The 17,834-nt window shown below is 59.7% G+C and carries 17 protein-coding genes and 2 pseudogenes; 11 read left to right on the top strand and 8 right to left on the bottom strand.

Annotated features, from left to right (window positions below):
* Positions 1-1,245 (top strand): MarP family serine protease, encoded by a 1,245-nt coding sequence (locus GC425_RS05520; protein WP_257822344.1) that lies wholly within the window; start codon positions 1-3, stop codon positions 1,243-1,245.
* Between the two features lie 70 nt (positions 1,246-1,315).
* Here the strand turns inward: GC425_RS05520 and GC425_RS05515 are convergent, their stop codons facing one another.
* Positions 1,316-2,269, bottom strand: a complete 954-nt coding sequence (locus GC425_RS05515) for an alpha/beta fold hydrolase (protein ID WP_231699639.1) — start codon at positions 2,267-2,269, stop codon at positions 1,316-1,318.
* Positions 2,270-2,295: 26 nt separating this feature from the next.
* Positions 2,296-2,796: a phage holin family protein gene (locus tag GC425_RS05510; RefSeq protein WP_151842940.1), complete on the bottom strand. Its 501-nt coding sequence runs from the start codon at positions 2,794-2,796 to the stop codon at positions 2,296-2,298.
* A gap of 112 nt (positions 2,797-2,908) precedes the next feature.
* Here GC425_RS05510 and GC425_RS05505 point away from each other — a divergent pair, with 112 nt between their 5' ends.
* Positions 2,909-3,712: a Fic family protein gene (locus tag GC425_RS05505; RefSeq protein WP_151843565.1), complete on the top strand. Its 804-nt coding sequence runs from the start codon at positions 2,909-2,911 to the stop codon at positions 3,710-3,712.
* A gap of 34 nt (positions 3,713-3,746) precedes the next feature.
* Here the strand turns inward: GC425_RS05505 and GC425_RS05500 are convergent, their stop codons facing one another.
* On the bottom strand, positions 3,747-4,604 hold the full coding sequence (locus GC425_RS05500; RefSeq protein WP_231699640.1) for an HAD family phosphatase: 858 nt from the start codon (positions 4,602-4,604) through the stop codon (positions 3,747-3,749).
* 287 nt (positions 4,605-4,891) lie between these two features.
* Between GC425_RS05500 and GC425_RS05495 the strand changes: the two genes are divergently transcribed.
* From GC425_RS05495 to GC425_RS05470, 6 genes are all read left to right on the top strand, one after another.
* On the top strand, positions 4,892-6,127 hold the full coding sequence (locus tag GC425_RS05495) for a hypothetical protein (protein WP_151843567.1): 1,236 nt from the start codon (positions 4,892-4,894) through the stop codon (positions 6,125-6,127).
* On the top strand, positions 6,124-7,335 hold the full coding sequence (locus tag GC425_RS05490; protein ID WP_257822342.1) for a TadA family conjugal transfer-associated ATPase: 1,212 nt from the start codon (positions 6,124-6,126) through the stop codon (positions 7,333-7,335). Before GC425_RS05495 ends, GC425_RS05490 begins: the two co-directional genes overlap by 4 nt.
* Entirely contained in the window at positions 7,332-8,432 is a 1,101-nt protein-coding gene (locus GC425_RS05485; protein WP_151843569.1) for a type II secretion system F family protein, read from the top strand. The genes GC425_RS05490 and GC425_RS05485 overlap by 4 nt, the downstream gene beginning before the upstream one ends.
* 121 nt (positions 8,433-8,553) lie before the next feature.
* Positions 8,554-8,934 carry a DUF4244 domain-containing protein gene (locus tag GC425_RS09890; protein ID WP_308240241.1) on the top strand — a complete coding sequence of 127 codons (381 nt, stop codon included), beginning with the start codon at positions 8,554-8,556 and terminating at the stop codon, positions 8,932-8,934.
* A 20-nt stretch (positions 8,935-8,954) separates the two neighbouring features.
* Positions 8,955-9,308 (top strand): hypothetical protein, encoded by a 354-nt coding sequence (locus GC425_RS05475; protein WP_151843570.1) that lies wholly within the window; start codon positions 8,955-8,957, stop codon positions 9,306-9,308.
* Positions 9,305-9,676 carry an Rv3654c family TadE-like protein gene (locus GC425_RS05470; RefSeq protein ID WP_151843571.1) on the top strand — a complete coding sequence of 124 codons (372 nt, stop codon included), beginning with the start codon at positions 9,305-9,307 and terminating at the stop codon, positions 9,674-9,676. The genes GC425_RS05475 and GC425_RS05470 overlap by 4 nt, the downstream gene beginning before the upstream one ends.
* On the opposite strand, the gene GC425_RS05465 is transcribed toward GC425_RS05470, so the two are convergent.
* The 4 genes and pseudogenes from GC425_RS05465 to GC425_RS09955 all read right to left on the bottom strand — a co-directional run.
* Complete coding sequence (locus GC425_RS05465; RefSeq protein WP_257822339.1) at positions 9,673-10,938, bottom strand: lipase family protein; 1,266 nt, start codon at positions 10,936-10,938, stop codon at positions 9,673-9,675. The two genes, GC425_RS05470 and GC425_RS05465, sit on opposite strands and share 4 nt — an antisense overlap.
* A 210-nt stretch (positions 10,939-11,148) precedes the next feature.
* Positions 11,149-11,318 (bottom strand): annotated as a pseudogene (locus GC425_RS05460) (uL14 family ribosomal protein); the annotation flags it as partial.
* Positions 11,319-11,367: 49 nt separating this feature from the next.
* Complete coding sequence (locus GC425_RS05455; protein ID WP_257822337.1) at positions 11,368-12,096, bottom strand: lanthionine synthetase LanC family protein; 729 nt, start codon at positions 12,094-12,096, stop codon at positions 11,368-11,370.
* A pseudogene (locus GC425_RS09955) lies at positions 12,096-12,218 on the bottom strand (transposase); the annotation flags it as partial. The gene GC425_RS05455 and the pseudogene GC425_RS09955, both read right to left, overlap by 1 nt.
* 380 nt (positions 12,219-12,598) lie before the next feature.
* Here GC425_RS09955 and GC425_RS05445 point away from each other — a divergent pair.
* The 3 genes from GC425_RS05445 (at position 12,599) to GC425_RS05430 (ending at position 14,353) form a co-directional block, all read left to right on the top strand.
* A complete protein-coding gene (locus GC425_RS05445; RefSeq protein WP_151843573.1) occupies positions 12,599-13,102 on the top strand; it encodes a hypothetical protein in 504 nt (167 codons plus the stop codon).
* A 78-nt stretch (positions 13,103-13,180) separates the two neighbouring features.
* Positions 13,181-13,438, top strand: coding sequence for a hypothetical protein (locus GC425_RS05440; RefSeq protein WP_151843574.1), 258 nt, complete (start codon positions 13,181-13,183; stop codon positions 13,436-13,438).
* Positions 13,439-14,146: 708 nt separating this feature from the next.
* A complete protein-coding gene (locus GC425_RS05430; protein ID WP_231699643.1) occupies positions 14,147-14,353 on the top strand; it encodes a hypothetical protein in 207 nt (68 codons plus the stop codon).
* 1,055 nt (positions 14,354-15,408) lie between these two features.
* Here the strand turns inward: GC425_RS05430 and GC425_RS05425 are convergent.
* Positions 15,409-17,733: a DEAD/DEAH box helicase gene (locus GC425_RS05425; RefSeq protein WP_192930335.1), complete on the bottom strand. Its 2,325-nt coding sequence runs from the start codon at positions 17,731-17,733 to the stop codon at positions 15,409-15,411.
* Between the last annotated feature and the right edge of the window lie 101 nt (positions 17,734-17,834).

The raw sequence follows: 17,834 nt of genomic DNA, 5'->3' as shown, positions 1-17,834 counted from the left end.
ATGGACTCAGTCGGCACGGGATCCATCATGGTTGATGCGATTCTGGTTCTGGTAGCGATCGTGTCGCTCACCACCGGCTACCGCCAGGGCGGTGTATCCGCGTTCCTGAGCCTGCTGGGCGTGCTGCTCGGCGGCACGCTGGGCGTGAAAATCCTGCCGAAGGTGATGGACAAGCTGGGGCACTCCGGGACAGGCGGAGAAGAGTTCGCCTCGGACACCAGCCCTGGTGTGCGCATCCTCGTGGCGCTCATTATTGTCGCTGGATCCGTGGTCATCGGATACGCCATTGGTTCAGGGATCGGCGCGAAGCTCCGCGACCGGATCCCCACTCGCTCGCTCATGAAGGTCGACTCCGTGGCCGGCGCTGTGGTCCAGGTGGTCACCGCCATGATTGTGGTGTGGATGATCTTCGTGCCGGCGGCGTCCAATAACAAGGGCGAGCTGGGGCAATCGCTGGCGGGGTCGCACGGCCTGAAGATCCTCAACCACATCATGCCGGGGTGGGTGAAGGGACTGCCTGCGCAGACTGCGGCGCTGGTGAACTCCTCCGGTTTCCCCGTCATCACGGACCCGCTGGAGCGGCTTCCTAAGACGGAGGTGGCCTCCCCCGATCCTCAGCTGAAGGCCTCGCCGATGGTCAAGCGGCTTCAGCCGTCGGTGGTCAAGGTGGTGGGTGAGGCCCGTCAGTGCCAGCGCCTGCTGCAGGGAACCGGGTTTGTGGTGGCCCCCGGAACCATCATGACTAATGCTCATGTGGTTGCGGGAACGGACACGGTGACGCTGCTCACTGCCGTTGGGACCATCGACGCCGCCGTCACGTACTACAACCCTTCCGCCGATATTGCGCTGCTCACTGCGGACGGCTTAGATGCGCCTGTGTTGCCGTGGGCGGAGACGCCTGCCCAGCACGGTGATGACGTGGTGGTTCTGGGCTACCCTCAAGCCGGTGATTACACCGCTACCCCGGCACGCATCCGCGATAGCTTCGTGGTCTCTGGTCCGAACATCTACGCGAACCAGCGCGTGGAACGAGAGGCCTATTCTCTGCGTGGCGACGTGGTGCAGGGTAACTCCGGCGGCCCGTTGGTGGACACCGATGGGCACGTGCTGGGGTTGGTGTTCGGTGCGGACCTGAACGAAGCGGACACGGGCTACGCGTTGACGAAGAACGAGGTCATGAAGCAGGTGGGAGACCTGGGCGCGTGGACGGCGCCGGTGGATACCCAGGCGTGCGTGCTGAACTAGGTGGGGCTGTCTAGCTGGTACTGAGCAGCGCTGGGCCGAGCAGTGTTGGGCAGGGCTGGGCTAGGTGGGATCAGTAGGGGTGATCCCAGTGCTGCTGTGTGTGCTGCAGAATCAAGTCGCTGACCGTGGGCGCATCCTCGATGTGCGGATAGTGGCCCACCCCGTAGAGCAGTTCCACACGTCCATCGCTGCTGCGAGCCACGGAGCGTTCGGCCACCTCAGGTGAATAGTCCGGATCCATGCTGCCTTCGATAGCAAGCACGGGCGCGGCGGTGCGCACAGGGAAGGAACGTTCGAACACGCCACCTTCGGGCCGCAAACGCGAGCGGAAAGGCCAGCGCTGATACTCGGCAGATAGGTGGGCGACCTTGTCCACAAGCATTGCCTCGCGGCGTTGGGCAGCGAACTTGTTGTAGATTTCTGTATCGCGGAAACCCGGGGCTACGCCGCTGCGGAAGATGCGCTCCGCCTTGGCGGCGTTGTCCTTCACAATCTGGGTCTCCGGGTAGCGCGGCACCTGAGCCGCAAGAGTGCGCCTCATGCGCCGCCATTGCTTGTGCGGCCGCACAAGTAAGGAGCGGAATTGCACCAGCGGATGAGCCGACGCCACCGTCACCACCGCGGCGACACGCTCTGGCTCATGCGCGGCTAAGGTCCAGGCGACCATGCCGCCGAAACCGTGGCCCACAACAATGGCCTTGGAGTAACCCAGACCGCGGATCACGCCGGCCATGTCACTGGCTGCGGTAGTGAGGTCGTAGCCGCGAGGGGTCTTATCCGATTCCCCATATCCACGTAAGTCCACTGCCGCCACGCGAGGTTCCACTGCGCTGGTGCTGCTGGCGCCACTGGCGTTGCTCACGCCGCTGGTCTCCGCATGGGCGAGTTCGTCCATGACCAGCTCCCAGTCGAAGCATCCTCCGCCGAAGCCGTGAATCAGCAACACTAAAGGGGCGTTGCGCGGGCCCTGAACCTGGACCCGAAGCCGCACGCCCCGAGAGTGAATAAAGGTGCTGGTAGGCACTGTGATAGTAAGAGTTCCTGGTTGGCCTAGCTGTACATGCCAGGGTCGCGGTGGTCGGCCGCGCGAGCGGCTGCGGAGTTACCGCCACGGCTAGGAACCACAGTCTTCAATTCGCCGACGGAATCAATGGTCTTCTCCGGCGCCTTCACCTGCTTCACCTGCTTGAGTCCCACCAGAGCCAGGATCGCCACGAGAACGATCATGAAGAGGAACACGATCAGGAATGCCAGCCAGCGTGGCATGAAGTTATCCAGGCCCTCGGCGATGGTGAAGAACAAGAAGAAGGAGCTGTACGCCAAGATGATGCCGGCTGCGGCGAAGAGGCCTACGCCAATGCCAGCCTTCTTGGCGGAGGTAGCAACCTCAGTCTTGGCAAGCTCAATCTCAGAGCGCACCAAGGAGGAGATCTGGGACGAAGCGTCCTTCACCAGATCGCCGATGCTGCCCTGGCCCTTTGCGCGGGTATCAACGTCGGACAGCGGGATGCTATTCACGGTTGGGTTGAAGCTATCGCGGTCGGTGAACATGCCGTTCTGGTCGTTGTTGCTCACTTAGTCTCTCCTGTAATTTCAGCTAACCTCACCCATTTTGCCAGACCTGCGGAGGTTTTGCCTTATTGGTTGACTAAACTTGCGGTGCATGAGCCAAAAAAACTCAAGCACAGCGTCCGCTCCCGACCCACTGGCACCTCTGGCAGAGCTGCCGGGCGTGCCCGAGGCCGTGGACAAAGCCGTGGATTTTATTTCCCGTGTCCATCGCCACAAGGCGAACCTGCGTGGCTGGGATGTGACGGGGTCGGAGGCTGTCTTGAGGGGAGCTAGGGCGTCGGCTCAAATTGACGGCGGAACCCCCTGGTTGCCGGAGGATGGGCAGGTCAACGACCCCATCCTGGCGGGTGCGTTGCGCGCGGCGGAGCTGCTGGCGCCGGATGGGATCACGGAGACGCAGACAACGTTTCGACGCGCACCGCTGCAGGTCATTGCGAAAATCAATTCCGTGGCGAGCCCGCAGATGAGCGACGAGGACTTCCGCAAAAAGGCAGCGCAATCCGCCGAGTTTTTGGTGCCAGGGCGCCCGCGGAGGGACGCGGATGGTCGCCTGCAGTTGCTGGGATCCTTCATCACTGGCGGCACGAAGGTGAACGCCGTAGTGCTGACGGCGGTGATTCACGGGGAGTTGCTGGCACTGCAGCCTTTTGCGGATGCCAACGGCGTGACGGCGCGCGCGTGTTCGCGTTTGGCGACGATTTCCACCGGGCTGGATCCGCGCGGTTTGGGCGTGCCGGAGGTGTGGTGGAACCGCCATCGGGATGAGTATGAGGCCAAAGCGAAGGGATTTGCGTCTGGCACGGCTGAGGGCGTGGCCGAGTGGATCGTGTTCCACGCCGAGGGACTTGCCGAGGGAACGCTGGAGGCTAAGTCCATCGCGGATGCGAAGGCCTAGCGATTGTACGAAAGCCTAGCGCGTGTGTGTAGCGCTAGGCTGCGTCCGGGGTCACGTCCGCCTGGCCTGAGCCATCGCTGGACGAGGAATCCCGATTGAACAGCCAGAGGGTCACGCTTGTGGCCACCGCGCCCAGGATGGCGAGGGTGGCACCGGCGCCGGCGAGGACGGCCACGTTGCTCTGGGTGATCGGCTCGGGGCGTCGGAAGTTCACGATGGGCCACTCGCGTTCGGCGGCAACTTTCTTCAGTGCGCGGTCGGGGTTCACGGCGGTGGGATGGCCGACGAGCTCCAGCATGGGTACGTCGGTGCCGGAGTCCGAATAGGCGTAGGACTGCGAGAGGTCAAAGCCGTGTTCCTGGGCGATGTCCTGGATGTGATGCACCTTTGTCACGCCCTTGTTGAACAGGGTGACGTTGCCGGTGAAGAGGCCGTCTTCTACCTCCAGCTCGGAGGCGATGAGGATGTCTGCGCCTAATTCTTCGGCGATCGGTTCCACCACCACGGATGGTGAAGCCGTGACGATGGCGATGGTGTGGCCCTGTTCGCGGTGCCATTCCAGCAGCTCGTGGGCTTCGGCGTAGATATAGGGAATGATGACGTCGTGAAGGGCTTCGCGCGCCACGGTCTTGAGGGGTTCGGCTTCGCGGCCCTTGATCATGGAGGCCAGCGCTTCTTTGGTGGCGTTGAGGTCTTCTTGGTCGTGGGTGGTGAGCATAAAGCTGCTGCGGATGGCGATCATGCGGATCACTTCGGTGGTGGTGATGAGCCCGCGTTCGGCCAAGGGGCGGCCGTAGGCCAGGGAGGCGCTGGTGTTGATGATCGTCTTGTCGAGGTCGAAAATCGCCAGCACTTTCGTGGGGTGTGTGGTGGTGACATTTTTTGGGTGCACGATTCGTATTCTATGTCACATCAGTCACATGCGCCATTGCTGTCACTTGTGTAACGCGCGGGTGGTGCGTGCGTGATGGACGGGTGGTGCTGCACATGTGTTATTCACAGCCAACTGGCTCAAAAAGGGGCGCTATGACGAGTTATCCACAGATTTCCACGTACCCCTTCCGTAGTTACTTGACGATGGGCAAGACTGGAACCTGTCACTCAAGTTCATAAGGCTCGCTGCCGCATAAGGGGATGGCAGCGGGACAGTAACGATCGACCAACGTTTGGGGGAACGTGATGGCACGTCATGCCGCAACACCACAGGTGCAGGAGCGTGGCCCGCGCGCAGCGGAGATACGCACAACGAACACACGCGCAGCGGACGCACGTCCGGTCATCGTGGATGTGCAGGACGCGCAGTGGTTGGAAGAAGCACAGATGATCGCGGCGGCCACGGGCCGTACGCTTCTCTCCGCCGCAACTCCGCAGGCCGTGGACCGGATCCATGCAGCCCTCGAAGGCCTGGATGATGTGCGGAGCAGTGGCGCTCGCCGCAGAGCCGGAGGTGCTGCGGCCATTGTGATCCACGACCGTCCGAATCCGCTGCAGCACCATCCGCGGATTCGCGCGATCGATGTGGCCCCTGATTCCACGCAGGTGCCACGCCCGTTGTCCCAGGGTGGTGCGCTGGATCTTGCTCGCCTGGTGGGGATGCATGACCTGCCCCTGATTGCTGTCTATGGTGCCGTGGGTGGCGCGGGCACCACGGTGTTCAGCGTGTGCCTTGCGCATGCGCTGAGTGGCGATTATCCCTCCGTAGTGCTCGACGCCAGCCCGCAGTCTCTCGGCGTCGATATCGCCCTGGGCAAGGAGCATAGTGTGTCGGAGTTGGGGGTGCGCACATTGCTGGAGTGCAACTACATACAGTTGCTGTCTCGTGCTCCGAGGATCGGGAAGATACCCATTATTGGCCAGGCCGGGACACAGTGGCAGCAGCCAGCACTGTTGGACAGCGCCGCGTGTGTTGCCGACTGTGGGACTCTGAGGCCAGGCAGCGACGATTTTCTGACAATTTTTGGAGAACCGGGTGGCAACTCCAGCGATGATCTCTCAGGCATGGTCCCCGACGCCCACGTCGTCGTCACCATAGCCACCGTGCCAGGCCTGATGTACGCGAAGAGACTGTGCGACCGCCTGGCCGATCAGTGGGGCGTGGATCCCCTGGTAGTGGTGCGAGATTTCGCCGGATCGGACGTTCCGCACTCGCTCATGCCGGTGATTCTGCAGCGCTACCGCATGCGCACAGTGCGCTCGGATGCCGCGGTGGCCCGAGCGCTGAACAAGGGGGAGCCGGAGCACTTCCTCCATGACGGGCATTCCTTGGTGAGGTCGGCAGACAGTCTGGTCCAGGAATGGAAGAAGGACCACACGCTGCTCGTGAAGGAGCTGCTCGGAGCAGACGTGCCGCGCGGTGACGACGCGCTCCGCGGTGACGATGCGGCCCGCGCTACCGACGAGGGCGGTGCGGCATGAGCACCATGAGCATCGACGCCGTACGCCGAGCCCTAGCTGAGCGCGGAATTAGCCACGTAGGCCCCGAAGACCTGGTTGAGTTCGGCGGGCACGCCCAGCAGGACGGCGGAGGTGAAGGCGGCGCTGGGGGCGTCGAATTTCTGCGGACGCTCCATCGCGAGTTTTCCGGCCTGGGGATCCTGACGGAGCTGTTCATGGATCCCGACGTCACCGATGTGCTGGTCAATCCCGATGGGAGCATCTGGATTGACCGCGGTGAGGGGCTAGAGATAGCGGAGATGCCCTCCGTGCCGCCAGGGCAGGCTCGGGAATTGGCGGTGCGACTGGCAGCTCGGTGTGGTGCTCGGCTGGACAATGCCATGCCTTTTGCCGACGGAGTGCTCACAGACCTGCCGGAGGGGATCCCTGCTCGACGCGTACGCGTCCACGCGGCCCTCGCGCCACCCATGGACGGTGGGGCAAGCATCAGCCTGCGAGCACTGCACCGAGGGCATAGCCATGTTGCAGACCTCGTCCGGGACGGCATGATGTCACCTGCACTAGGGATGGTGCTGCGACAGCTCGTTCGGCAGCGGATGAACATCCTCATCAGCGGCGGAACTGGAGCAGGAAAAACCACACTACTCACAGCGCTTCTGGGGGAGGTCCCTGACAACCAACGCATGATCCTGGTGGAAGACACCCCTGAGATTATTGCCGAGCATCCGCATTGTCTTGCCATGACCGCGCGTCGGGCCAATGCCGAAGGGGCTGGCGATATTCCGATGGGGCGCTTGGTGACACAGTGCCTGCGCATGAGACCCGACCGGATCATCGTGGGGGAAATCCGTGGCGCGGAAATAGCTGACCTTTTGGTTGCACTGAACACCGGGCATCCAGGAAGCGCTGGGACCCTGCATGCTAACGACCCCCAGGCAGTACCGGGAAGGCTTGAAGCCTTGGGGGCGATGGCTGACATGCCTCCGCGCTCCCTGGTGCGGCAAAGCCTCGACGGCATCGACGTGCTGTTGCACGTGGAACGCACGCCGCAGGGCCGGAAGCTTACAGACATCTCCACGCTGCATGCTTCCCACAGCGGGGACGGCGCCCCTGTCCTGACGGTGGAGCCGGTGTGGAGCATTCATCAGTCATCTGTGGATGCTGGCGATGTTGTGGGACGAATCCAGCGGCAGCGAGCTCAGCGCGATAGCGAGAGGAGTGCCCCATGACTGTGCTGATATGGATGTTCTGCGCAAGCCTGTGGGGGTACGTGGGATGGAAAGTAGGCCGCAGAATAATCGACGATCGCAGCGCGCGACAGGGGATCGACGTGCTCCTTGAGTTTGCACGCCTGGTGGCCAGGGATTGCCACGCGGGTGCGCGCATCCCCACCGCAGTCCATGCGGCCTGCAGCACGATGCAGTCCAGCGAGCGTGCGCAGGAACGCGGACAGGAACTTGCCCACAGGATGCGCACGACTGCGTGTATCCACGAGATGGGAGGTGCCATCGACCCTGCCGATGGCGGGGGAGAGGCCGAACAACGCTTCCTGGTGTTGTGGGCTCTTGCCGCCGAACACGGAATAGGCCTGGGCGATCTGCTGGATACGTTCTGTCGCGACCTGGAGGCGCGGCTAGCGCATCATTCGAAAACACATAGCGCTATGGGTGGTGCCCGCCTGACGGTCGTGGTGCTGCTGAGCTTGCCGCCGGGTGCTGTGATTCTCGGGCAGTCCCTAGGGTTGGGGACGGTCAGCTTCTATACGCAGTCCATCCTGGGAAGCCTTTTCGGCCTAGTGGGAACACTCTTGGCCTGTGCCGGGGTCCTGTGGGCCGAGGCGCTCACAGCCACCGTGCTCGGTGGAGTGGGGCGGCGCGCCGGGCCCCACGATCCCACTGGCGCAGCACGCGTGCTGGACCTCGTTGCCGCAGCACTGCGTGCAGGCGCTCCGCTTGTCCACGCCTGGGAGCTTGCCGTCAGCACCAGCGCTTGCGTGCCGGAGGAGGACGGGTTCCGCTCGACAGTCCGGGTAATACCCGCGCTTCTTCACCTCGGTGCGGGAGCGAGCGCATGGGAACAGTTGGCAGAAGACCCCTTCTACGGGCCGATTGCGCGGATGGCCGCGCAACAGTCCACCTCAGGGGCCATGCTGGCGGATGCTATGGCACACCATGCGGAATACCTGCGGAAACTATCCCTGGATAAGGCAACCGAGGCGGCAGAAAAGATGCTGGTGGTTCTTGCAGCACCACTGACTCTCTGCTTCCTTCCGGCCTTTGTAGTGACGGGACTTATTCCCTTGGCGCTTGGACTCGCAGGGCTGTGACTTACCCGTGGATCTATCCATGGTGCATCCGTGACGCATCCATGGCGCGCGCATGCCGTGCATGGCCGCAGCCTCTGATCTCTTTGACATATCAACCACACACACTGAAAGGAAGGACACCATGTCCATCACGATTGACCCCGTGACGACCGAAGACGTCATGACCAAGCCTGCTCTGGGGCAGCCTGCTCTGGCTGAACTGGCTGTGAGCAAGACTGCGCTGGCTGAGCCGGTTTCGGCAGAGCCCACGCCTGACGAGAACCACTACGTGGACCCAGCGCTCTTCCATCCCAATCTCATCGTTCGGATGTGGGCACGTGCTCTGAAAGCCTGCCGGGAACACATCGACGACGAGGGTGGCATGTCCACCATTGAGTACGCCCTGGGCTGTGTGGCAGCAGCCGCACTGGGAGCGCTGCTCTATACGGTCGTCACCTCTGGAGCCGTGGAAGATGCACTGCGCGGAATCTTCGAACGAGCCCTTAACGAGGGTGGCAAGTAGCAGAAAGTGACAACGGCACCATGAACACAATCGAAGGCGCTGTGGTGTTGAGCGCCCTGACCCTGACCGCGGGAACGCTAGTGGGAGGATTCATCACTCTGGCACAGCATGCGGCGGTGACCAGCCTGGCTCGGGACGCTGCTCGCGCCGAAGCGCTGGGCAACAACGGAACGGCAGTAGTCGCCGCGCGCAGTCCCGATGCGCGGGTCACAGTTTCCGCAACCACAGTGGGGGACCTCGAGGCAGTGCGGGTCCAGGTGACTCGGCACGCAGCGCTGTTCGATGTGCATGGCGAAGCCGTGACCATTACAGAGCCCCGCGCGGCAGAACCCGACGGGGATCTACCGCGCGAGCTAGAAGGGCCAGCGCGATGAGCACAACATATGGAGCCAGCATCATCCTTGGGCTCATCGCACTGAGCATAGGAATTATCTCTGGCGTGAAGCTGCTGTCCGCCGCCCAGGAGGCACAGCTTGCCGCAGATATGACCGCCATCGCTGCCGCAACAGCGCTGTCCACTGGAGACACCGAAGACCCCTGTGCCACGGCATCCGCTTTCGCTGACCAGAACCATGCGACCTTAGAAGCATGTGAGGTCATTGGTGAGGATGTTCGTGTGGAGGTCTCTCGGTGGGGCCGCATGGCGGGCGCCGTTGCCGGGCCTAGCGAGCCAAGTGACCCCAGCGCGCCGGGTGGCCCCGGCGAACTGGGCTCTAGCGTGCCGGATGCCCCAGCGCGCTAGTTGAAAATCGAGCGGAGGAAAGGAGTGGAATCAGGAACTGAGGCAAAGACCGTGTCCCCGTGATTCGTGGGATACCAGCGCACCTCCACACGCGTGTTGCGGGCGCGGGCATCCAGGTTGAACTGTTGGAACCACATATCGGTGTTCAGCAACAGCCCGATGGGTGTGGGAACATCCATGTCCTTCAGCCCATGGCCCACAAACACGGGGCGGTCATACCCATACGCCGGGGTGGCCATCATGGACCGTGCCGCGTCCACAAGACCCGGCACAGAACGCAACGGCTTGGAGAACCCATGGGCGATATTCACGCCCTTCATGGCCTCGGAAAGCTCACCTAAACATGCGGTTTCGGCGGCGTCCACCATGCGCCGACCCTGCTCGTTCAGTGCGGAGTTCACATCAATATCGGGACGCGCCTCCCGCAGGGCAGCAAGGATGTACAGCGCGTACACATTCAGCCCAGTGGGAAGCGTCACCGGCGGGAATGTAGGGCCTCCCGCAGCGACAATCTCCTCCACATATGCGGGTGCGCCCGTGGCAACGGTTCCGCGGAAATCAAGACCCGCAGGGGTGCTGCGTTGCGTTGCCAAACGCGCCACCTGCAATGCGGCACCGCCGCCCTGCGACTGTCCGATGACTGCCCAGCGATGCGACAGCAACGAGGAGCCGTCCTTGGCCATGCTGCCCAAGGCGCGCGCCGCGATCACGGAATCCACCACGCTGTCCGCCTCGGCCTGTCCGTTTAAGTAACTCATCAGCCCAGGAGTGCCCTGGCCAGCATAGTCAGTCGCAACAATGGCATAACCCTGGGACAGCCAGTGATTCAGATACTCTGCATCCCGAGGGCTTCGCTGGTTGATCGATGGCGCACACTGGTCTCCCAAACCCACGGTGCCGTGAGCCCACGCCAACACAGGCCAGCCGCCCTCAGGAGCAGGGCCAGCCGGGAGGAACACTGCTCCCGTACTGGTTGCAACCTCACCATGCTGATTCGTTGTGGAATACACGAAGCGCTTCTGAACAGCCGCCTGCGCCAGGCCCACCATCGGATCCAAGTCCACCTCACCCAACGGCACACCCGTGCGACCCTGCGCTTCGGATGCATTCGGGATACGCAAACCGGAATCGGCCGTGGGCTTGGAATAAGGGCGCACATCCGCCATCGCAGGCGTGGACTTCACCAGACTGCCTGGCGTGATGTCGGCAATGGAACCGAAAAACTCAGAAGACTGAGCCTGGGCGCTAGGAGGGCTCACCACGCCAGGCGCAGCAACTCCCGTGAACAATACTGATGCCGCGGCGAGGGAAGCGGTGATACGTGAACCTCGGCGTCGAAGAGAAAAGGAGATCATCATACGGTGACTATAACGTCAACGGTGGGGAAGTGGGATGATTTTAGGGGTGAATCTTTCGCGTGTTGGCCGGTGGTATTCACCCCTCATGGTTGCAGAAGCATCCCAGGAGACGCGGATCTCCATGAACTTCTTCTCGCGAAGCTCACGAGTCACTGGGCCGAAGATACGTGTACCGCGTGGGTCATCGTTGTTTGCCTTGATGATGACGGCGGCGCTTTTGTCGAACTTGATCTAGGAACCCTCCTGACGGCGGTTGCTTTGTTGGTTCGGACGATAATTGCCTCGCAACTTCGCCGCCTATGTGAGTCTCAATGCGGTGCAAGGAGTTTGTCTTTATATTCCCAGGCTTGTGACGTCCGGGTATTCTCGTGGATCAAGCTCGTGGAGTAGCGTGAGGATGGCCCCCGCTCTTCCGAGCATGAGGGAGTCCGTGGAGGAATACTTGTCCTCGTAGTCAGTCCTTTTCCTTATTGCGATGTATTTTGAGCGGTTCACGATCTCTTTGTGCATCGACGCCACCTGTGCCTCATCGTCCACTAACTCTGCGTACCGTTTCAGAACACGTAGTGATCCATGGTCTCCATGGCATACCGTTGAAATATGACCGACGCCACACTGACGGACATATCGGGCTAGATTGTGGAGAACTTCCGGGGCTGTTCGAAATCCATTTTCCAAAGCGATCGTGAAGCCGAGAAGAACTCCAGGGGAACCGTGGCACCATGCCGCGTCTTTTCTTTGATCGGTCTTCGAACGCGTAACTGCCCCCGTGTTGTCTACCACGCCCTCCAGGGCATTGATCATTTCCTGGACGACTTGTTCTGCTTGTGCCTTCGGTGAGGACTGAGGGGCAAGTACGGGGATGTGGTGTATCTGTCCTTTCTGAATTAGGGACAGTGTTAGGGCTGGATTCAGTGTCCTGTACGGCGATGGTGGTGGGCTGTGATCATGCCACGGTTGTTTGCTCCTTGGAGGTATCGGTTGTCGATGACGCCAGCGGTGATGATGTCTTTGGCGTGCGTCAGGCTGGTCAGTGACATGTAGCGCTTGTGCTTGATTCAATCATCATGCTGTTCCGCCATTACTGCACCGACCAGCCGGATGACGGCATCCCGATTAGGGAAGATTTCCACAACACCGGTGGGCCGGTGTATTTCCCTGTTGAGCGACTCAGCCAGGTTGTCGAACCAGAATCTTGTCCTAATAGTTTAGGTGCATGTGAGGATTCTATCCAAAGACTTCTCCAGATAGGTCGCTATTTCGGGAAAACGCTTGGTGTGGAACTCTATGACCTCTTTAGTTTGATCCCAAGTAGCCCGCACGTTGGCTTGGCTAGAAATATGGAGTCAAACGTTCCTGACGGGGTTGTCCATCGACGTTTCGGCACTTCTTTGATCGCATATTCTCGGCACAATGCGTGCGGCAGCGACGCCAGCTAGCAATTCGGGAATGCTTACCCAACAGGAGTTTTGATCACAAGTTCTACGTGATTCTTGTGTATGAACTTTCGGTCTGGTATGTTCGTTTAGTGAACAGATTCATTCGAGATAGGAAGGTTTTCTGTATGTCTAAGTTGTATAAGCTTTCTGCGCCGACCATTGCCTCCATTTTGAGTTTTGCGCTGTTAACCCCTGTTGCGACTGCCGGTCCTAGTGGTAATTTCGAGCAAACTTACAGTAATGTTAAAACACCTTCTTCTGCTAACAAGATCGTTGAGGGCGAAATTATTGGTGATTACAATTCTTTTGCAACTCAGAATATCATCCTGGAGAATGGAGTAAAAGCTACAGTGGAAGTTGATGCTGTGGCTGACTCTATCCGGATTACGGCGGATAATGGCGAGAATTACCAATTTAAGCTTAGTGAACTAAGAAGTTATGTACAGAATGGGGATGCGGAAGAGGGGGCTGAAGCATTAAGGAAGAAGCCTAACTCATGCCAAGTGGCAACAGGTATTGCTGGTATAGCTCATTCTGCTCTGTGGGGAGCAGCCGTGGGCGGTCCTGCAGGTGCTGCTGCGGGAGCGGCGGTGGGCGCTTTCTGGTGGGGTGTGGGTTCGCAGTGTTAAGGGAGGAGCTGTTAGGAGTTGCTAAAAGTTAAGTGAATTGTCAATGAGGTAACTATGTCTAAAGCAAGAATGAGGCGCATGTTTCATCCGATGCTCGGCCTCTGGATCATCTCTATGGTGCTATTAATCGGATCTGCCGTTTTAAAGTTTCATAGTGGAGTGATACCTGCATTGCTGATGGTCTCCGGGTCTACCGGTATTCTATCTACACTGTATGTTGATTATCTGGCGGAAAAGCGCGGTAAGGAAGAAGGGGTTAATCCGATTCTTCTGGCCATCGCCGGACTTCTGGTGGCATTATGCTTCTATGTTGTGCTTAGCATGCTCTTCATGTAAGTGATTGTTAATGTGCAGCAAGGTTTACTTTCGTTAGTAAGGCTACCGCTCGTTTAATGGACGCCCGAGGAATGCGAATTTTGTGTCCGAGAGAGGGTTTTCAGTGTGAATAGACATTAGAGGAAGAAGTACACCCCTTAAGCTCTGTCGGAAGGCTCTGCTTGTCATTGATTCTGAAATACTAACTAGCCGATTTGCTGAAGAGAACGGCGTTTCGAACGGGCTGCTGTGTAGATTGGTCAAAAACGAGCGAGAACGCGTGGGCTTGGATGATGACAGGAGTCTTGCTGACCTACGTGCAGAAAACGCTAGGCTGTCCCGTGAATTAGCTGAATCACAGCTGGATTACGAGTTTCTGTTAAAAGCAGCCGCCTTCTTCGCTGTGAAGCAACGCGAGCGGAAAAGTTCGAATTAATGCGCCCAGCAGAAGGCGAGCTAGAGCATCAAGCGAATGACATGACTGTTGGCAGTGTCCCGATCTATGTGCTAGAAGTGAGCCGCAGTACAAGCGGCCAAGCGTACCGGTAAGGATTGAATTGTTTCAGGTTTTGTTCCGTGTGAGAAGATGGGAAAATATGGACAAGGCCTAAAAAGATTTGATCAAGACGCGAAAGATCGGGTGCTCCGTCTCATCGAAGTCCGCATCGCGATGGACAATATGTCGATGCAGACCGCATGTCAGGCGCTAGCCTCACAGCTAGGAGTCTCATGGCACACAGCCCATCAATGCGCGAGGTCGAACCTCGTGAAGGCCGAGTAGCTGCACCACTGCTTGAAGGTTTTGTTGCTGAAAACGTCGGGCTACGGCGCGAAAATCGGGTGTTGCGTGACACCAACGAGTTGTTGAAGGCTGCCTCGACTTTTTCTCGTCAGCTTGCGACCCACAACGTCGGAAGTGATCCAGTTCATCGATGAGTATCTGGATCGCTTCTCGGTTGAGTTTATTTGTTTGACGTTGAATGAGGCGCCGTGCCGGTGGGTTCATTACTTCTCGCGGGTGCCGGCAGTCAAACCGCCGTGGGATAAGTGCCTGTAAGCTTCACAATGCAGCCTATGAGTGACTTCGCTAGGGAAACTGCTGGTTGAATCACCACTGAAGACTAAGGGGCCAGTACGTTAGCGTCATTTACAGCCAGTGGTTGGCTGAATATGGGATTGCGACTTTTGCCGGCACAGTTGGTGATTGTTACGAAAAATGCTCAGGTCGAAAATGTTAACGGGTCGTACAAAGAATGAACTCATGTATACCCGGAGGCACGCGGACGCTGTCGACGTTGAGATCGCGGCGTGTGAATAGGTGAATTGGTGGGACGAGTCACGGCTTCACCAAAGCTTGGAGTACCGTGCATCGACTGAAGTTGAGCAAGAGTTTTGGGCCGGTAACCCCGGCTGCAAAAGAATAGAAGACAAGGCGCCAGCCGGGAGGGGGGCAAAACCCGGGGCACTTCAATCCATAATCATCAATCTGTTCCCTCACTGTGCTTGAGAAGAGGATGGTCAAGGAAGGAAAGCGCGGGATTATGTTGTCTGCTCGGACTGCTTGCCTTCCTTATAGAGGGAGTAGGACTGCACGACCATGAGGATGAAGATGGCCCACAGGAGGCCAGTGCTGTTAGCGGCTACGGGAGTCCAAGGCAATGCACCGAAAAGAGCTACAGCGGCGATGGCGATTGAGAGGACCAGCCAGAAGGTGCGGTACTTACTATTGTGATATTGGAACATAGTAGTCGAAGGCTATTCTTTTTCGAGGGGTACAGGAAACAGGGATTATGCGCCAGGGTTAAGCGCGTGCAGGTTACAGTGCCACTGGTGATATGGCACATGAACAGCAGTTCTTTTGCCTTTAAATGCTATCAGAGGGATGGGTCGTGTCAAGGGGTGTTGACAGAGAAACTGTGTTGTACGTTGGTGAGACCGCGTGTGTGGCAGAGCTGCTGCAAGAACAATTGCAGGCAAGCCAATCCGCCAAATTACTCAGCCACATCCGCCAAATAACTCAACAACACTAACGCACCGCTCTTGAACAAGGGATCGTTGCCATTTCCGCATTTGGGTGATTGCACACACGACGGGCACCCGGACTCACATTCACACGCGGCCACTGCATCACGTGTGGCGCGAATCCATGAGGAGAACTTCCGAAAGCCCTGTTCTGCAAAGCCTGCCCCGCCCGTATAGCCGTCATACACAAACACTGTGGGCAACCCCGTGTCCGCATGCAACACAGTGGACACCCCGCCAATGTCCCAGCGGTCGCACGTGGCCGTGAGGGGCAGCAAACCGATCGCTGCATGCTCCGCAGCATGCAACGTTCCCGGCCATACGGGCTCGGGCAACCCAAGATCCTCAAGCACCCACGGATCTATCGTGTAAGCCACCGCACGTGTACGCAGGGATTCCGGCGGCACATCCAGTGGTACTACATCTAGTACCTCTCCATCGGGTAGTCGCTTTTGATAGCTCGTGACCTGATGGGATACCTCCACATCCACATCCGCCAACCACACGCCCTCGTCCAGCTTGATCGTTGACCGTGTGGTGAGCACACGAATATCCGTTTCCTTATTCACGCTGGTGGAGTACTCCGGCATGGACTCTTTGACCCATGCCACATTCTCCTGCAGGTCTAGCTGCTCCACCACATACGTTTCTGCCTGATGCACGTACACGGCGCCGGTGTGCACGTCGCTGATCGCTCGGGAGCTATCCACTGTCCCCAACAATCGCCCTGTTGAACTATCGACGATGGCCACTTGCTTCGCCGCCCCACCGCGGATGCTTACGGAACCATGGATGCTCTTCGCGGCCTCCACGTCCGCGAAAATGCCCCGCGGCCGCCGGCGGAGCAGCCCCTTTCGCAAGAGAAACTCGGCCACTCGAGTAGCACCCCAGGCCTCGATCTCCTCCCATGCTAAAGGCTTTTCCGCCGCGGCACACACTAGATGGTCCGCCAACACATAAGGGTTCGACGGATCAAACACCGTATTCTCCACGGGCCTATCCAGCAATGCCTCTGGGTGGTGCACGAGGTACGTGTCCATCGGGTCGTCTGCCCCCACCAGCACTACTAAGGCTCCCTGGCCTCTGCGCCCCGCGCGTCCCGCTTGCTGCCGGAAGCTCGCGACTGTCCCAGGGAAACCACTGGTCACCACAACATCCAAGCCTCCTACGTCAATGCCCAACTCCAGCGCATTGGTGGAGGCCACGCCGAGCAGTTCGCCGTTGTCCAAGCGCCGCTCCAGATCCCGACGATCCTCCGGGGTGTATCCCGCACGGTAGGCCGCCACCCGCACCGCGTCCTGGGATCGGCCCAACGAGGAGAGCTGCTCCGCCGCCCCCATCGCGACATGCTCAGCCCCGCGGCGCGAGCGCACGAACGACAAAGTACGCGCACCCTGCGCGATAATCCTGCCCATGATCTCGGCGGATTCCGTGTTCGCCGCGCGGCGTACCGGTGCGCCATGCTCGCCCTTCTTGTCCGGGAGCAGCCCTGGCTCCCATAGCGCGATCGTGCGTTCGCCGGATGGCGCTCCGTCCTTGGTCACGGCGCTGATCGCCGTCCGTCCCGTCAACCTGCGCGCGTGCGCTGCCGGGTCCACGCTGGTGGCGCTGGCCAGAATCACCGTGGGTTGCGCGTGAGCCAGTCGCAACAATCGGCGAAGGACCATGGAAACGTGCGCGCCAAACACGCCGCGATAGACGTGACACTCATCAATCACAATGAACCGCACGGTCTTCAGCAGGCGGGTCCACGCCTGCGGGCGCCCCACAATGGACGCGTGCAGCATGTCCGGGTTCGTCACGATGATGCGCGCCTGCTCGCGGATAACGCGCCGACTGTCCTGCGGAGTGTCGCCGTCGTAGGTAGCCACCATGATGCTGCCTAGATCGTCCGCCTCTTGCGCCTTCCCGTTGCCTTTTTTACCGACGTCCACGGCCTCCGTAACATCGTGCGCCCCCCGGCACAGACGCGCAATGCTTGCGCGTTGGTCCTGAGCCAGTGCTTTGGTAGGTGAGATATATAACGCTGTGGCCGTGCTATTTTTCTGCCCCAGGACGGACAAAATCGGCAATTGGTAGGCCAAAGACTTCCCGGAGGACGTGCCCGTGGACACGATCACGTCCTGGCCATGAAACGCGAGATCCGCAGTCTGCGCCTGATGGGACCACGGGCGGTTAATCCCGGATTCCTGCAGGTACGCCACCAGATCCGGATGTGTCCACTGTGGCCAATCGACGGGTTGGGATGGGCGCGCCGGTTCGTGGCGAACGTGCGTGAGCGTGGAGTTTTTCATGTGTGCCTGTAGCTCCTGGAGTAGCTCATCGCCAAAGTGGGAGGGCTGACGGGGTGGGCTAGCGGGGCTGAAATCTGGCACCTGGGTCCTTCGTAGTTGAG

The organism is Corynebacterium sp. zg254, from assembly GCF_024701495.1.
GTDB lineage: Bacteria > Actinomycetota > Actinomycetes > Mycobacteriales > Mycobacteriaceae > Corynebacterium > Corynebacterium zhongnanshanii.
Note: the sequence above shows the minus strand (reverse complement) of the source record. Positions and strands in the feature narration are given on the sequence as shown.

Coding starts and splice junctions, on each gene's coding strand:
- GC425_RS05520 (WP_257822344.1), top strand. CDS start 1: ATGGACTCAGTCGGCACGGGATCCATCATGGTTGATGCGATTCTGGTT.
- GC425_RS05510 (WP_151842940.1), bottom strand. CDS start 2,796: ATGTTCACCGACCGCGATAGCTTCAACCCAACCGTGAATAGCATCCCG.
- GC425_RS05505 (WP_151843565.1), top strand. CDS start 2,909: ATGAGCCAAAAAAACTCAAGCACAGCGTCCGCTCCCGACCCACTGGCA.
- GC425_RS05495 (WP_151843567.1), top strand. CDS start 4,892: ATGGCACGTCATGCCGCAACACCACAGGTGCAGGAGCGTGGCCCGCGC.
- GC425_RS05490 (WP_257822342.1), top strand. CDS start 6,124: ATGAGCACCATGAGCATCGACGCCGTACGCCGAGCCCTAGCTGAGCGC.
- GC425_RS05485 (WP_151843569.1), top strand. CDS start 7,332: ATGACTGTGCTGATATGGATGTTCTGCGCAAGCCTGTGGGGGTACGTG.
- GC425_RS09890 (WP_308240241.1), top strand. CDS start 8,554: ATGTCCATCACGATTGACCCCGTGACGACCGAAGACGTCATGACCAAG.
- GC425_RS05475 (WP_151843570.1), top strand. CDS start 8,955: ATGAACACAATCGAAGGCGCTGTGGTGTTGAGCGCCCTGACCCTGACC.
- GC425_RS05470 (WP_151843571.1), top strand. CDS start 9,305: ATGAGCACAACATATGGAGCCAGCATCATCCTTGGGCTCATCGCACTG.
- GC425_RS05445 (WP_151843573.1), top strand. CDS start 12,599: ATGTCTAAGTTGTATAAGCTTTCTGCGCCGACCATTGCCTCCATTTTG.
- GC425_RS05440 (WP_151843574.1), top strand. CDS start 13,181: ATGTTTCATCCGATGCTCGGCCTCTGGATCATCTCTATGGTGCTATTA.
- GC425_RS05430 (WP_231699643.1), top strand. CDS start 14,147: ATGGCACACAGCCCATCAATGCGCGAGGTCGAACCTCGTGAAGGCCGA.
- GC425_RS05425 (WP_192930335.1), bottom strand. CDS start 17,733: ATGAAAAACTCCACGCTCACGCACGTTCGCCACGAACCGGCGCGCCCA.